Genomic DNA, 14,087 nt, shown 5'->3' on the forward strand with positions numbered 1-14,087 from the left:
TTTGAAAATAAACATAGCCTGTGAGATACTACGGTCTTATTATTACGTTGCAGGAAACAGAGGTGTTATCGTGGCGGCAAAAGACAGGATTCAGGCCATCAAGCAAATGGTGGCTAATGATAAGAAAGTGGTGGTTTCTCATTTAAGCTCAATTTTTCAGGTCACGGAGGAAACTATTCGCCGCGATCTTGAAAAGCTCGAAGATGAGGGTTTTCTGACCCGTACGTATGGCGGTGCGGTATTAAACACCACCGCATTATCCGATAACATTCATTTTTATAAACGCGCAAAGTCTTTCTTTGAAGAGAAACAGACCATTGCCCGTAATGCATTACCATTTATTAAGAATAAAACCACTATGGCTGCTGATTCCAGCAGTACGGCGATGGAGTTATTAAAACTGCTGAAGGAAAGAAACGATCTCACGCTGTTAACCAACTCGGCGGAAGCTTTTCACGAACTGGCGCAGTCGGAAATTAACGTTGTTTCTACCGGCGGTGAACTGAATAAAAATACGCTGTCGCTGCAGGGAAGAATCACTAAGGAAATTATCAGTCGTTATCACGTTGATATTATGGTAATGAGCTGTAAAGGGCTGGATATGAAGAACGGAGCGCTTGACTCCAACGAAGCAGAAGCGGAAATCAAGAAAACGATGATTCGCCAGGCGACGGAAGTGGCGCTGTTGGTCGATCACTCTAAGTTCGATCGTAAAGCTTTTGTCCAGTTGGTAGATTTTAGCCATATTAATTACCTTATAACCAATAAGGCACCAGGTGCGGAATGGATAGCATTTTGTAAAGAGAATAATATTCAACTCGTTTATTAGCTTTATTGCTATTCCGATTAATATTATTTTAGTTTGCGCTTGGGTAATGCCATAAAAATTTAATGATGATGGATGGCGCGGCAAAAGTGACTCTGCCGCTGTCGCCATATTTTATATTTTAGCTGAAATTGAGGCATCCTGATGGAACAATGTGACCCTATCGGCGCAAGATTAGACCGCTTACCTTTATCGCGATTTCATTTTCGTATTTTTGGTATCATCAGTTTTAGTTTATTAATCACCGGTTTTCTCAGCTATTCTGGCAACGTGGTGCTGGCAAAGTTAGTCAGCAACGGCTGGTCAAATAATTACCTCAATGCGGCATTTACCTCAGCGCTGATGTTTGGCTATTTTATAGGTTCGCTAACCGGCGGTTTTATAGGCGATTATCTCGGGCGACGTAAGGCATTTCGCCTGAATTTGCTGATCGTCGGGATTTCGGCTTGTGTGGCAACCTTTGTGCCTAACATGTACTGGCTTATCTTTTGCCGCTGTCTGATGGGCTGCGGAATGGGGGCGTTAATAATGATAGGTTATGCTTCATTTACCGAGTTTATTCCACCCGCAGTGCGCGGAAAATGGTCCGCCCGGCTCTCTTTTGTCGGTAACTGGTCGCCCATGCTATCGGCGGCTATTGGCATAGTGGTGATTGCTTTTTTAAGCTGGCGGATAATGTTTCTGCTCGGCGGCGCGGCTATGCTGCTTGCCTGGTATCTGTCGGGAAGATATTTTATTGAGTCTCCGCGCTGGCTGGCGGGTAAAGGGCAGCGAAGCGCGGCTGAAAAGCACCTCCAGCAGGTAGAGTCGCAAATCGAGAAAGAGAAAAACATTATCTTACCGGCCTGGCAAAGCGCGGAACATAGGGCGGAGGTGGGTGTGGAAAGCGGCTCTTTCTGGTTGTTGTTTAAAGGCCACATGCTGCGGCGAACGCTGGTGGCAATTACGGTGCTCATCGCGATGAACATTTCGCTCTATACTATTACGGTGTGGATCCCGACAATTTTTGTTAATTCGGGGATCGACGTGACAAAGTCAATCTTGATGACCGCGATTATTATGATTGGCGCGCCGGTGGGTATATTTATAGCCGCGCTGATTATCGACCGTTTTCCGCGGCGATTGTTTGGCTCATCGTTGCTGATTATTATTGCGCTTCTCGGCTACTTCTATTCGATTCAAACCGCAGAGTGGGCCATCTTAAGCTATGGCCTGGTGATGATTTTTTTCCTGTACATGTACGTCTGCTTTGCCTCGGCGGTGTACGTGCCTGAGTTGTGGCCAACGCATCTCCGGTTGCGCGGTTCAGGCTTTGTCAACGCGGTAGGGCGGATTGTTGCCGTCTTTACCCCCTACGGTGTCGCGGTCCTGTTGACCCGCTCCGGGGCGATTACGGTTTTTATGGTGCTCGGGGTAATGCTGGTGCTCTGCGCGCTAATCCTGTTCTGCTTTGGCATCGAAACGCGCAAGATCTCGTTGGAGGAGATTTCAACGCTGGCCTGAGAAAAGCGCCGACAGGAAGAATGCCTGTCGGCACAGGTTACGCGTGGGTTTCCCGCCAGTCGTCGAGGGTATAGAGCGTGGCGCCCGCGGCGGCCATCTCCATAAACGCCTGGCTGCTGTCCTGCGGCTGCAGATTTACGCCGCGACAGCCGTCGGTGATGACGTTGACCGCGTAGCCCAGCGCCAGGGCATCCAGCACGGTGAACTTAACGCAGTAATCGGTGGCGAGGCCGAGAACGGTCAGCTCCACGATCCCCTGACCACGCAGCCAGCCGTCCAGTTCGGTTTTCTGCCGGTGACCGTTGTCAAAGAAAGCGCTATAGCTGTCGATGCTCCGGTTTTGCCCTTTGTGGAACACAGCGGCGATCGCCTGCTGCTTGAGCAGAGGATGCAGCGCCGCGCCTTCGCTGTGCTGCACGCAGTGATCCGGCCAGAAAGTTTGCGCCAGGCCGTCCAGCTCGCCCTCGGTGTAGGGTTCCACCTGGTGCTGGCTGGCGAAACTGCCGTGATCCGCCGGATGCCAGTCCTGGCTGGCGACGATGGGCTCGCCGCGCGCCAGGCTCCAGTCGATAAGCGCATTGGCTACGTCGACGGTACTGTCGCCTTCAGGAACCGCCAGCGCGCCGCCGGCGCAAAAGTCGTTCTGCAAATCAACCAGTAACAGCGCTCGATGTGCCATACGTCCTCCTTAAGCCTCGTCGGGGGTGAGTTCGCCACGCAGATTTTGCTGCATCGCCGCGCGAATGGCGTCAACGTCCAGCTGCTGGCTAAGCAGATAGTGTAGCTTGGTCAGCGTCGCTTCCACCGTCATATCGAAACCACTGATGACCCCCGCCTGGGCGAGGGCGTTGCCGGTGGCATAGCCGCCCATGTTCACCTTTCCGGACATGCACTGCGTCAGATTGACCACCACAATACCGCGCTGGCTGGCTTCCGCCAGCACCTGAATAAACTCGCCATTCTGTGGGGCATTGCCGACGCCATAGGAGCGGAGGATCAGCGCTTTCACCGGTTGGCGCAGAAAATTACGCACCACGTCGGCGGAGATGCCGGGGTAAATCGTCACCACGCCAATCGGCTGCGGAGTGATGGGGTGCACGATAAGATCTCCGCTGCCCTGCGGCGCCGGCGGAGTACCGAGACGGCGAATATGGATCCCGGCCTCCAGCAGCGGGGCAAGGTTTGGCGAGGCGAAAGCGTCGAAGCCGTCGGCATGGGCTTTGGTGGTGCGGTTGCCGCGGAACAGTCGATTGTTGAAGAACAGCGCCACTTCGTTAATCGGATAGTTGGCGGCGACGTACAGGGCGTTGAGCAGGTTAATCTGACCATCGGAACGCAGCTCGGCCAGCGGAATTTGTGACCCTGTCACAATGACCGGCTTGCCAAGGTTTTCCAGCATGAACGACAGCGCCGAGGCGGTAAACGCCATGGTGTCGGTTCCGTGGAGGATCACAAAGCCATCATACTCCTCATAATGGCTGCGGATATCGTCGGCGATGTGCTGCCAGTCCTCGGGGGTCATATCGGATGAATCCATCAGCGGATGGTATTCATGGATCGTGAAGTCCGGCATCTCCGGACGATGGAACTCCGGCATCAGCGCCAGCTGACGCTGCAGATGGCCGGAAACGGGTACATAGCCGTGTTCAGAGCGCTGCATACCGATGGTCCCACCGGTGTAGGCAACGTAAATCGATTTTTTTTGCATAGCATCGCTTAGGTTGGTCGTAGACAGGCGCAGTATAAAGAGACGCAGGAAAAAATACAGCGTCGGTCGCGGGCTTTGTGGCAGTGTTGGCAGGAGAGGGAAAAAGGCTGCCCCGGGAGACGGGGCAGCCGCTGCGTATTAACGGATGTTAGCGCAGGTCAGGCAGAAGGCATAGCGATTCTGCGGGTCGTTAAACGCCGCCAGCTTGTCGCTCTCCGCTTTCACCGTCTCGGCCGCCGCGGCGACCGGCGCAGGCAGCCAGGCCTGAATGGCCGCCGGCAGCGAGGCGCGTACCGAGCCGGTCAGGCTATCCAGCACCATCGAGAAGAAGGTCGGCTCTTCCTGATAGTAGTTGAGGTGCCAGGTTTTCAGCTTCGCCAGCTCGGCGGCTTTGGCCACCGCGTCGTCGAAGTCGCCGAGGCTGTCGACCAGGCCGTTGGCTTTGGCATCTTCCCCGGTCCAGACGTGGCCCTGGGCGATCTGGTCGATTTTCTCCGGCGTGCTCTTACGGGCGTTAGCCACCAGGGTGATAAAGCGCTGATAGCCATTCTCAATGCTCAACTGCATCAGCTGCTGCACTTCCGGCGGCAGCGCTTTGGTGCTGGAGACATCCGCCAGCGGCGACGTGGCGACGCCGTCGGTGTGGACGCCAATCGACCCGAGGGTATTTTCCACGGTGTTGATCACCCCAAAGATGCCAATGGAGCCGGTGAGGGTGCTTGGGTTCGCCACGATGTAATCCGCTGGGGTGGAGATCCAGTAGCCGCCGGACGCCGCCATGCCGCCCATCGAGACCACTACCGGTTTACCGGCGGCTTTGGCTGCCGCCAGCTCTTCACGAATGATTTCCGAAGCGGTTACGCTGCCGCCCGGGCTGTTTACGCGCAGAACGATGGCCTTAATTTTCGGATCGAGGCGCGCATCGCGAATTTGCGCTGCGGTGGTATCGCCGCCGACGTTGCCCGGGGTCTCTTCACCGTCCATGATGGCGCCGTTGGCGAAGATTACCGCGATGGCGGAACCCTGGTCAGACGGCGTCTTCACGTTGTAGTCGTAATAGCTGATCGCCCGGTAATTGTTATCCGCTTTGCTCCAGCCAAACTGTTTGGTCAGCGCCTTTTCCACTTCCGTGGAGGTCGCCAGCTCATCCACCAGCTTATTGTCCAGCGCATATTTCGCCGTATCGCCGCCCACCTTACGCAGGCCATCGATGATGCCCTGGGCGCCCGGGAAGAGCTGCTGGGCGGTGATCTGGCGGTTGGCGGCAATGGTGTTGAGGTAGTTCTGCCACAGTTCGCCAATCCAGCGGCTATCCGCTTCGCGGGCGGCAGGGGACATATCATCGCGGATGAATGGCTCGACGGCGGATTTATAGGTGCCGACGCGGAAGACATGGGTGGAGACCTTCAGCTTATCCAGCAGCGATTTGTAATATAGCCCGTTGGTAGCGAAGCCGTGCAGGTCTACCTCGCCCTGCGGCGAGAGCCAGATTTTGTTGGCGAAGCTCGCCAGGTAGTACTGGCCCTGGCTGTAGCTGCTGCCGACGGCATACACCGGTTTGCCGCTATCGCGGAATTCGCGCAGCGCTTTGCCGATGTACTGCATGGATGGCTGGTCGCCGCCGACGAAGTTTTTCAAATCCAGTACAATACCGGTGATATTGCGGTCATCCTTCGCCTGGCGAATGGTCTGCACGATATCGAACAGGGAATTCTCCTGCAGACGGTCCGAGCTGGCGCCAAACAGCTGGCGGCCAATCACGCCGAGCTTGCTGCTGGCGGATGGTTTATCCACCACCACGCCGGTAATATCCAGCAACAGCGCGCCGCGCGCGGCATGTTCGCTGGTGGTGCTGCTGAACTGGCTCCAGATGCCGATACACACCAGCACCAGCACCAGGAAGATCGCATTGAGGGCCAGTTTGCGAATAAAGTTGAGTATCCGCCACGTCCATTTAAAAAAGCTGGCAATCAGTCGCCAAAGGGTTCGCATGTCTTCTCCCTAACGTTATCTAAAAAGGGCAGGCCGCAGGGGCCGCCGCGTCTGGCTATCCTAAAGAGTGAGCCGTCGGTTGTCAGCAGGAATCACCGACCGCGCTGTAACAAAATCCTTGTGCATGTTAATTTTATGAAAAATGACATCACAGGAGTTATACAGATGGATGCTCTCGATCTACTGCTTAATCGCCGGAGCGCTTCCCGCCTGGCGGAACCTGCCCCGGCGGGCGAACAGCTGGAAAACATTCTGCGCGCCGGGCTGCGCGCCCCGGATCATGGCACCCTGCAGCCGTGGCGCTTCTTTATTATCGCCGATGACGGCCGCGAGCGCTTCAGCCAGTTGCTGGAAAAAGGGGCCAGAGAGGCCGGCCAGGATGAGAAGGGAATTGAGAAAGCCCGCAATGCGCCGTTCCGCGCGCCGCTGATTATTACCGTGGTCGCGCGCTGTGAAGACCACCCTAAGGTGCCGCGCTGGGAGCAGGAGATGTCCGCTGGCTGCGCGGTGATGGTGATGCAGATGGCGGCCCTGGCTCAGGGATTCAACGGTATCTGGCGCAGCGGAGCATTGACCGAGAGTCCGGTGGTGCGGGCCGGCTTCGAGTGCCGCGAACAGGATAAAATTGTCGGCTTCCTCTATCTGGGGACGCCGCAGCTAAAAGCCTCAACCACCATTGCCCTGCCGGATACCGCGCCGTTTGTGACGCGATTCTGAGTCGGTGCTTATTATGCCGGGTGGCGGCTGGCGCCTTACCCGGCCAACGCATCCGGCTCTGACTGTCTGTAGGCCCGCGCAAGCGCATGGACTGCACCCCAAAAGTTGGACACCCAACTGAGTAAGGTGCAATTTTATGGCTAAACCAAAGTATTCCCCTGAAACAAAACTGGCTGTGGTTAATCATTATTTGTCCGGTAAAGACGGAGAACAGAGTACAGCCGACCTTTTTGGTATTGAAAGAACATCTGTCCGTCGCTGGGTCAGGGCATGGCAGTTCCACGGTGCAGAAGGCCTGACTGCAAAAAATAATCATTATTCCGATGAATTTAAACTCGTGGTCGTCCGGGCGGTTATCAGTGACCGCCTGACGATGCGTGAAGCGGCTGCCCGGTTTAATCTCTCCGCAGAAATACTTGTCCGGCGCTGGCTCGACGTGTACAACGATGCCGGAGCGGAAGGTCTTTTAAACATACAATGCGGACGGCCCGGAAAAATGACAAAGCCAAAAAATATCCCACCACTAACAGATAAAGAGCTGGAAAAACTCTCCCCCGAAGAACTCAGGGCCGAACTGCGTTATCTGCGGGCAGAGAATGCCTATCTAAAAAAGTTGAAAGCCTTGGTTCAGAGCGAAAAAAATGGCAAAAAGCCCTGATAATCAGTGAACTAAGGCATGAACACGCTCTGCGGGACCTTCTGCGGGCGGCCGGTATGTCCCGTAGCACGTGGTATTACAATATGAATGCACTGAAGCAAGGGGACAGGTATGCGGGTCTTAAAGAGAACATCAGGAAGATATACCACTATCACAAAGGTCGTTATGGCTACCGCAGGATCACGCTCGCACTGAGAAAACAGGGGCTGCGGATAAACCATAAAACAGTGCAGCGGCTGATGGCAGAACTGTCACTCCGGTCTGTGATAAGGGCGAAAAAATATCGTGCCTGGAAAGGGAGAACGGGCGAGGCCGCGCCCAATATCCTGAGCCGGAACTTCGGTGCGTCAAAAGCCAACGAAAAATGGGTAACAGATGTGACAGAGTTCCCGGTACAGGGAAAAAAGCTTTACCTGTCGTCAGTTCTCGATCTGTTTAACCGGGAGGTTATCGCCTACAGCCTGTCGGAAAGGCCGGTGATGGAGATGGTGAATACGATGCTGGACGGTGCGTTCCCGAAGCTCAGACCGGGAGATGCTCCGCTGCTGCACTCGGATCAGGGCTGGCATTACAGGATGAGGAGCTATCAGGAACGTTTAAAGGCGCATGGGATGACGCAGAGTATGTCGCGTAAAGGAAACTGCCTGGATAATGCAGTGATGGAAAACTTCTTCGGGACCCTGAAATCGGAGTGTTTTTATCTGAGGGAGTTCAGGAGTGTCAGTGCGCTAAGAAAAGCCGTAGAGGACTATATCCATTACTACAACAACGAGCGGATAAGCCTGAAATTAAAAGGCCTGAGTCCGGTAGAGTACCGAACCCAGGCTCTGAGAGCCGCTTAATATGAACCATCCAACTTTATGGGGTCAGTCCAGCAGCGCCGCCGGGCAAGGACAGCGGGCACGGAGCCGATTTTGTGCCGGGTGGCGGCTGCGCCTTACCCGGCCTACGTTCGTACGACCTGTCGTTAATTTATTCACTTTTCTTGCTGAAACTGCCGGTGCTGACGGCCTCAAAATCGCTGAGACGTTCCCGGCAGGCCGGGGCAGCCCGCATGGATGCGGGCTGAGGGCCGTGTTTTGCAGGGACGCTGCCTCGGCCCGACCCGAAGCCTGCAGGGATAAGTCGAAGGGACCGCGCAGCGGCGATTTTGCTGGCCAGAGCCCGGGGGTACAGGGGGCGACGGTGACTGGCCGCCCCCTGTGCGCTCCCGGCGCCATGAGTGACATAACGCAGACGATTAACCGGGAGCGCAAACTACGCTGAAGCCACAGATAACATAAACAACCACACTGCAGTGCTTCCCCTCACCCTGGCCCTCTCCCGGAGGGAGAGGGAACCGTCCGGCTGGCCGCGCAAGCGCAGCGCCGCCGGGCGATGGCAGCAGGCTCGGAGCCGCATCTATGCCGGGTGGCGGCTCGCGCCTGACCCGGCCTACAACCCCTACCATTCGAATCAATCGCGGTTTTTGTAGCCCGGACAAGGCGCGCCAGGCGCCGCATCCGGGAATGCAACGGCGATGACGTTACTTCTGCCTTTTCGCGAATTCATCTTTGGCTTTCTGCAACTGCTGCTGGAAGGCCGGGTTGGTGTGCAGCGTAGCGACCACCGCGGAGCCGACGATGCGCGCCGCATCGACATCGCTCTGCCAGTGATAGCCGCAGATCACCCGGCTCTCGCCGAGCTCATAGCCGCGCTTCAAAATTTCGTTTTGCCGCTGCGGGTTGATCTCCGCCAGCACCAGGGCGGTGGCCCAGCCGATAGAGGTATGCCCGGACGGGTAAGAGCCGTTTTTCGCCAGCTTGTCCTGTTCGGTGGTATTGCAGGTGGAGACGCCATAGAACGCAAACGGGCGAATGCGCATGTATTTCTCTTTCGCGCTGCGGGTCGCCAGGTCGCCGGCGTCTTCAATCATATTGGTCAGCAGTTTGTGAAGCTGCGGCGCGTCTTTCTCGGTGATCGGCGAACCAAAGGCGCTGGAGAAGGCGTTGGCCACGCCGCCCGCGCTGAGGTTGGCATCCTCTGCCGCCAGCTTCCCGCGCTCGGTATTGCGCAGCAGACGTCCTTGCTCATACATCGCCTGATCGTTTAAAAATGCGATACTGCCCACCGCCGGCGGTGGTGGCAACAGCGCCAGGCTGTCGATGGCCTGGGCATTGGTCAGATAGTAGAGATCGGGCTTGGTGGTGACATCGTTCCCGGGGGGAACCAGAGCAAAGGCGTTAACGGAGAAGAAACTGGCCAGGCAAAGGGCAAGAACACGCTTTTTCATTAGAATTTCCTTACGTCATAATCATTCCAGAGAAGACAGTCCTGTGCTGTCACATTTCTGTCATCTTTAAGTAAAAGTGAAAATGGTCGGGAAAAAATTGCCGTGTCTCGCAAAAACGGCTTTTTGTCTGCTTAATGAGCAACCATACGCGATTTCAGACTGTCGTACTTACCACCCTGGCGTTTGGGCGCTAACATAGCGGGATTGCAATGACAGGAGATGTCCATGAGCGAGCAAGCCATTCGTTTAACGCAATACAGCCACGGAGCCGGTTGTGGTTGTAAAATTTCCCCGAAAGTGCTGGAAACTATCCTGCATAGCGAGCAGGCGAAGTTTGTCGACCCAAACCTGCTTGTCGGCAACGAAACCAGCGATGATGCCGCCGTTTACGATCTCGGTAATGGCACCTCGATCGTCAGCACCACCGATTTCTTTATGCCGATTGTCGATAACCCGTTCGACTTTGGCCGCATCGCCGCTACCAACGCCATCAGCGATATTTTCGCTATGGGCGGGAAACCGATTATGGCGATTGCCATCCTCGGCTGGCCGATCAACACCCTGGCGCCGGAAATCGCTCGCGAAGTGGTGGAGGGCGGGCGCTTTGCCTGCCAGCAGGCGGGGATCGCGCTGGCGGGCGGCCACTCCATTGACGCCCCGGAGCCGATCTTCGGTCTGGCGGTCACCGGCGTGGTGCCCACCGAGCGCATCAAGAAAAACAGCACCGCCCAGGCGGGTTGCAAACTGTATCTTACTAAACCGCTGGGGATCGGCGTACTGACCACTGCAGAGAAAAAATCGCTGCTCAAGCCAGAGCATCAAGGGTTAGCGACGGAGACCATGTGCCAGATGAACCTCGCCGGCGCCGCGTTTGCCACCATCGACGGGGTGAAGGCGATGACCGACGTCACCGGCTTTGGCCTGCTCGGCCACCTCAGCGAGGTGTGCCGCGGGGCCGGCGTGCAGGCGCAGCTGCGCTATGCCGATATCCCAAAACTGCCGGGGGTGGAGGACTATATCGCCGCCGGCGCGGTGCCGGGCGGCACCGGGCGCAACTTTGCCAGCTACGGCCATCTCATGGGCGAGATGCCGACGGAGTGGCGGGATCTGCTGTGCGATCCGCAGACCTCCGGCGGTCTGCTGCTGGCGGTGACCCCGGAGGCGGAGGCGGAAGTTCAGGCCGCCGCGGCGGAGTTCGGCATTAAGCTGGCCGCCATCGGCGAGCTGGTGACCGCCCGCGGCGGGCGACCCATGATCGAGATCCGTTGATTCGATGCGGTTGTTTATTGCAGAAAAACCGAGTCTCGGTCGGGCTATCGCCGATGTGTTGCCTAAACCGCACCGCAAAGGCGATGGCTATATTGAGTGCGGCAACGGGCAGGTGGTCACCTGGTGTATCGGCCACCTGCTGGAGCAGGCGCAGCCGGACATCTACGACAGCCGCTATGCCCGGTGGAATCTCAACGATCTGCCGATTGTGCCGGAGAAATGGCAGCTGCAGCCAAAGCCCTCGGTCACCAAACAGCTGAATGTCATCAAGCGCCTGCTCGGCGACGCCGAGGAGGTTATCCACGCCGGCGACCCGGACAGAGAAGGGCAGCTGCTGGTGGACGAAGTACTCGACTACCTGCAGCTGGCGCCGGAGAAGCGTCAGCAGGTGCAGCGCTGTCTGATTAACGATCTCAACCCGCAGGCGGTGGAGCGGGCGATCAACCGTCTGCGCGCCAACAGCGAGTTCGTGCCGCTCTGCGTGTCGGCGCTGGCGCGGGCCCGCGCCGACTGGCTGTACGGCATCAATATGACCCGCGCCTACACCCTGCTGGGGCGCAACGCCGGCTATCAGGGGGTGCTCTCGGTGGGGCGGGTGCAGACCCCGGTACTTGGCCTGGTGGTCCGTCGCGATGAAGAGATTGAAAATTTCGTCGCCAAAGATTTCTTCGACGTGAAGGCGCATATCGTCACGCCGCAGGAGGAGCGTTTTGTCGCCACCTGGGTGCCGAGCGAAGCCTGCGAACCTTACCAGGATGAAGAAGGGCGCCTGCTGCATCGTCCGCTGGCCGAGCATGTGGTTAAGCGCATCGAAGGCCAGCCGGCAATCGTGACCGGCTATAACGATAAGCGCGATTCCGAACCCGCGCCGCTGCCGTTCTCGCTGTCGGCGCTGCAGATTGAGGCGGCCAAACGTTTCGGCTTCAGCGCGCAGAACGTGCTGGATATCTGCCAGAAGCTGTACGAAACCCACAAAACTCATCACCTATCCGCGTTCGGACAGCCGCTATCTGCCGGAAGAGCACTTCGCTGGCCGCCATGCGGTGTTGAATGCGATTGCCGTCCATGCGGCGGACCTGCTGCCGCAGCCGGTAGTGGATCCGGAGATCCGCAACCGCTGCTGGGATGATAAAAAGGTCGACGCGCACCATGCGATTATCCCAACCGTCCGCAGCAGCCAGGTGAAGCTCACCGATAACGAAGCGAAGGTGTACACCCTGATCGCCCGCCAGTATCTGATGCAGTTCTGCCCTGACGCAGTGTTCCGCAAATGCCAGATTGATCTTGAGATCGCCAACGGCAAGTTTGTCGCCAAGGCGCGTTTTCTGGCCGAGGCGGGCTGGCGGACGCTGCTTGGCAGCAAAGAGCGCGATGAAGAGAACGACGGCACGCCGCTGCCGGTGGTGGCCAAAGGCGATGAACTGCTGTGCGAGAGGGGCGAGGTGGTGGAGCGTCAGACCCAGCCGCCGCGCCACTTTACCGACGCCACGCTGCTGTCGGCGATGACCGGGATTGCCCGCTTCGTGCAGGATAAAGATCTGAAGAAGATCCTCCGCGCCACCGACGGCCTCGGCACGGAAGCGACCCGCGCAGGGATTATCGAGCTGCTGTTCAAGCGTGGTTTCCTGAGCAAAAAGGGGCGCTATATCCACTCCTCGGAGGCCGGCAGGGCGCTCATTCATTCCCTGCCGGAGATGGCCGGGCGACCGGACATGACCGCCCACTGGGAGTCGGTGTTGACGCAGATCAGCGAGAAACAGTGCCGCTATCAGGACTTTATGCAGCCGCTGGTGGGGACGCTGTATCAACTGATCGATCAGGCGCGCAGCACGCCGGTGCGTCAGTTCCGCGGCCTGGTGGCGCCGGGCGGGGCGAAGAAGTCGTTCAGCAAAGGTAAAGGGAAGCCGAAAGGCAAAAAAGCGGCAGACGATACCGCGCCGCCGCCGCAGTAACCCGCCGGTGGTCGCGAGGATGCGTTACCCCACGGCCACCGCTTCTCCGCCAGTCAGGCCAATGGTCTACACTAAACAGCCGGGAAGAGCCTGGACGCGGGGCCCCTGAGCAGGGGATGCCCGCTGCGCTTTTCCTGATGCCGATGCCCCATTTCTCTCACAGGCGATAAGGAGGACCCGTGAAATATATTGCTATCAGCCAACCGGGCGGCCCGGAGGTATTGCAGATCCGCGAAGGGGAGATCCCCACCATCGGGGAGCATGAGGTGCTCATTGAGGTGAAGGCGGCGGGCGTCAACCGGCCGGATATTCTGCAGCGCCAGGGTCTGTATCCGATGCCTGAGGGCGTCACCCCCGTGCCCGGCCTCGAGGTGGCGGGCGTGGTTGTTAAGGTCGGCGCGCAGGTCACAGCGTTTACGCCCGGCGATCGCGTTTGCGCGCTGACCAACGGCGGCGGCTATGCCGAATACTGCGCCGTGCCGGCAGGCCAGACGTTGCCGATCCCGGCGGGCCTCAGCTTTAGCGAAGCGGCCGCCATTCCGGAAACCTTCTTCACCGTCTGGGCGAACGTCTTCCAGCTGGGTAAGCTGCAGCCTGGCGAAAGCATTCTGGTCCACGGCGGCGCCAGCGGGATTGGCACCACCGCGGTCCTGCTGTGCCACGCGCTGGGGATGACCGTCTATGCCACCGTCGGCCAGGACGAAAAAATTGCTGCGCTACGTCCCTATGCTACGGCGATTAACTACAAAACCGATGATTTTGCCGAGAAAATCGGCCAGCTGACCAACGATGAAGGGGTGGACGTCATTCTGGATATTGTTGGCGGCCCTTACTTTAACCGCAACCTTGGGCTACTGAAAAAGGATGGACGACTGGTCATCATCGGCTTTATGGGCGGGCGAATCGCTCATGAGGTTGATATTCAGACTCTGATGCTCAAGCGAGCCACCGTCACCGGCTCGACCATGCGCGGCCGGACGGCGGCGGAGAAACAACAGATTGCCGAGGCGCTGCGCCGCCACGTCTGGCCGCTGCTAGAGGCAGGGAAATGCAAGCCGCTGATCTACGCCAGCTACCCGATGGCGGAGATTGCCGAGGCCCATGCCTGTCTGGACAGTGGTCAGCATCTGGGGAAAGTTGTGATCACGATGACGTCGTGAGACGCATCCCGGCGGGCTGCCGCCGGGATG

13 protein-coding genes and 1 other annotated feature are annotated in these 14,087 nt (G+C 57.6%); of the genes, 9 read left to right on the plus strand and 4 right to left on the minus strand.

Features of this window, described 5'->3' with window-relative positions:
• The first annotated feature begins 70 nt into the window (after positions 1-70).
• Together KPHS_20920 and KPHS_20930 are read left to right on the plus strand one after the other, a co-directional pair.
• A complete protein-coding gene (locus tag KPHS_20920) occupies positions 71-829 on the plus strand; it encodes a DeoR/GlpR transcriptional regulator (RefSeq protein YP_005226392.1) in 759 nt (252 codons plus the stop codon).
• A 141-nt stretch (positions 830-970) separates the two neighbouring features.
• Positions 971-2,329: a metabolite transport protein gene (locus KPHS_20930; protein ID YP_005226393.1), complete on the plus strand. Its 1,359-nt coding sequence runs from the start codon at positions 971-973 to the stop codon at positions 2,327-2,329.
• A 37-nt stretch (positions 2,330-2,366) separates the two neighbouring features.
• On the opposite strand, the gene KPHS_20940 is transcribed toward KPHS_20930, so the two are convergent.
• From KPHS_20940 to KPHS_20960, 3 genes are all read right to left on the minus strand, one after another.
• Entirely contained in the window at positions 2,367-3,008 is a 642-nt protein-coding gene (locus tag KPHS_20940; RefSeq protein YP_005226394.1) for a nicotinamidase/pyrazinamidase, read from the minus strand.
• Positions 3,009-3,017: 9 nt separating this feature from the next.
• Positions 3,018-4,037 carry an L-asparaginase I gene (locus KPHS_20950; RefSeq protein YP_005226395.1) on the minus strand — a complete coding sequence of 340 codons (1,020 nt, stop codon included), beginning with the start codon at positions 4,035-4,037 and terminating at the stop codon, positions 3,018-3,020.
• 138 nt (positions 4,038-4,175) lie between these two features.
• Positions 4,176-6,029, minus strand: coding sequence for a signal peptide peptidase SppA (locus tag KPHS_20960; protein YP_005226396.1), 1,854 nt, complete (start codon positions 6,027-6,029; stop codon positions 4,176-4,178).
• A gap of 165 nt (positions 6,030-6,194) precedes the next feature.
• Between KPHS_20960 and KPHS_20970 the strand changes: the two genes are divergently transcribed.
• The 3 genes from KPHS_20970 (at position 6,195) to KPHS_20990 (ending at position 8,246) form a co-directional block, all read left to right on the plus strand.
• Entirely contained in the window at positions 6,195-6,746 is a 552-nt protein-coding gene (locus KPHS_20970; RefSeq protein ID YP_005226397.1) for an NAD(P)H nitroreductase, read from the plus strand.
• Positions 6,747-6,882: 136 nt separating this feature from the next.
• Complete coding sequence (locus tag KPHS_20980) at positions 6,883-7,404, plus strand: IS3 family transposase (protein YP_005226398.1); 522 nt, start codon at positions 6,883-6,885, stop codon at positions 7,402-7,404.
• A gap of 56 nt (positions 7,405-7,460) precedes the next feature.
• Positions 7,461-8,246: an IS3 family transposase gene (locus tag KPHS_20990; protein ID YP_005226399.1), complete on the plus strand. Its 786-nt coding sequence runs from the start codon at positions 7,461-7,463 to the stop codon at positions 8,244-8,246.
• A gap of 683 nt (positions 8,247-8,929) precedes the next feature.
• On the opposite strand, the gene KPHS_21000 is transcribed toward KPHS_20990, so the two are convergent.
• Positions 8,930-9,676: a putative phosphoesterase, PA-phosphatase related protein gene (locus tag KPHS_21000; RefSeq protein ID YP_005226400.1), complete on the minus strand. Its 747-nt coding sequence runs from the start codon at positions 9,674-9,676 to the stop codon at positions 8,930-8,932.
• 225 nt (positions 9,677-9,901) lie between these two features.
• Here KPHS_21000 and KPHS_21010 point away from each other — a divergent pair, with 225 nt between their 5' ends.
• The 4 genes from KPHS_21010 (at position 9,902) to KPHS_21040 (ending at position 14,057) form a co-directional block, all read left to right on the plus strand.
• Entirely contained in the window at positions 9,902-10,945 is a 1,044-nt protein-coding gene (locus KPHS_21010; protein ID YP_005226401.1) for a selenophosphate synthetase, read from the plus strand.
• A gap of 4 nt (positions 10,946-10,949) precedes the next feature.
• Positions 10,950-12,074 (plus strand): DNA topoisomerase III, encoded by a 1,125-nt coding sequence (locus KPHS_21020; protein ID YP_005226402.1) that lies wholly within the window; start codon positions 10,950-10,952, stop codon positions 12,072-12,074.
• Positions 10,950-12,897, plus strand: a sequence feature (potential frameshift: common BLAST hit: gi|238894263|ref|YP_002918997.1| DNA topoisomerase III). It overlaps the preceding gene by 1,125 nt.
• Positions 12,040-12,897, plus strand: coding sequence for a DNA topoisomerase III (locus KPHS_21030; RefSeq protein YP_005226403.1), 858 nt, complete (start codon positions 12,040-12,042; stop codon positions 12,895-12,897). Its footprint overlaps the feature before it by 858 nt. The genes KPHS_21020 and KPHS_21030 overlap by 35 nt, the downstream gene beginning before the upstream one ends.
• A gap of 179 nt (positions 12,898-13,076) precedes the next feature.
• Complete coding sequence (locus KPHS_21040; protein ID YP_005226404.1) at positions 13,077-14,057, plus strand: zinc-containing alcohol dehydrogenase superfamily protein; 981 nt, start codon at positions 13,077-13,079, stop codon at positions 14,055-14,057.
• Positions 14,058-14,087 lie beyond the last annotated feature (30 nt).

The sequence above is a fragment of the Klebsiella pneumoniae subsp. pneumoniae HS11286 genome, from assembly GCF_000240185.1.
Taxonomy (GTDB): domain Bacteria; phylum Pseudomonadota; class Gammaproteobacteria; order Enterobacterales; family Enterobacteriaceae; genus Klebsiella; species Klebsiella pneumoniae.

Coding starts and splice junctions, on each gene's coding strand:
- KPHS_20930 (YP_005226393.1), top strand. CDS start 971: ATGGAACAATGTGACCCTATCGGCGCAAGATTAGACCGCTTACCTTTA.
- KPHS_20940 (YP_005226394.1), bottom strand. CDS start 3,008: ATGGCACATCGAGCGCTGTTACTGGTTGATTTGCAGAACGACTTTTGC.
- KPHS_20950 (YP_005226395.1), bottom strand. CDS start 4,037: ATGCAAAAAAAATCGATTTACGTTGCCTACACCGGTGGGACCATCGGT.
- KPHS_20960 (YP_005226396.1), bottom strand. CDS start 6,029: ATGCGAACCCTTTGGCGACTGATTGCCAGCTTTTTTAAATGGACGTGG.
- KPHS_20970 (YP_005226397.1), top strand. CDS start 6,195: ATGGATGCTCTCGATCTACTGCTTAATCGCCGGAGCGCTTCCCGCCTG.
- KPHS_20980 (YP_005226398.1), top strand. CDS start 6,883: ATGGCTAAACCAAAGTATTCCCCTGAAACAAAACTGGCTGTGGTTAAT.
- KPHS_20990 (YP_005226399.1), top strand. CDS start 7,461: ATGTCCCGTAGCACGTGGTATTACAATATGAATGCACTGAAGCAAGGG.
- KPHS_21000 (YP_005226400.1), bottom strand. CDS start 9,676: ATGAAAAAGCGTGTTCTTGCCCTTTGCCTGGCCAGTTTCTTCTCCGTT.
- KPHS_21010 (YP_005226401.1), top strand. CDS start 9,902: ATGAGCGAGCAAGCCATTCGTTTAACGCAATACAGCCACGGAGCCGGT.
- KPHS_21020 (YP_005226402.1), top strand. CDS start 10,950: ATGCGGTTGTTTATTGCAGAAAAACCGAGTCTCGGTCGGGCTATCGCC.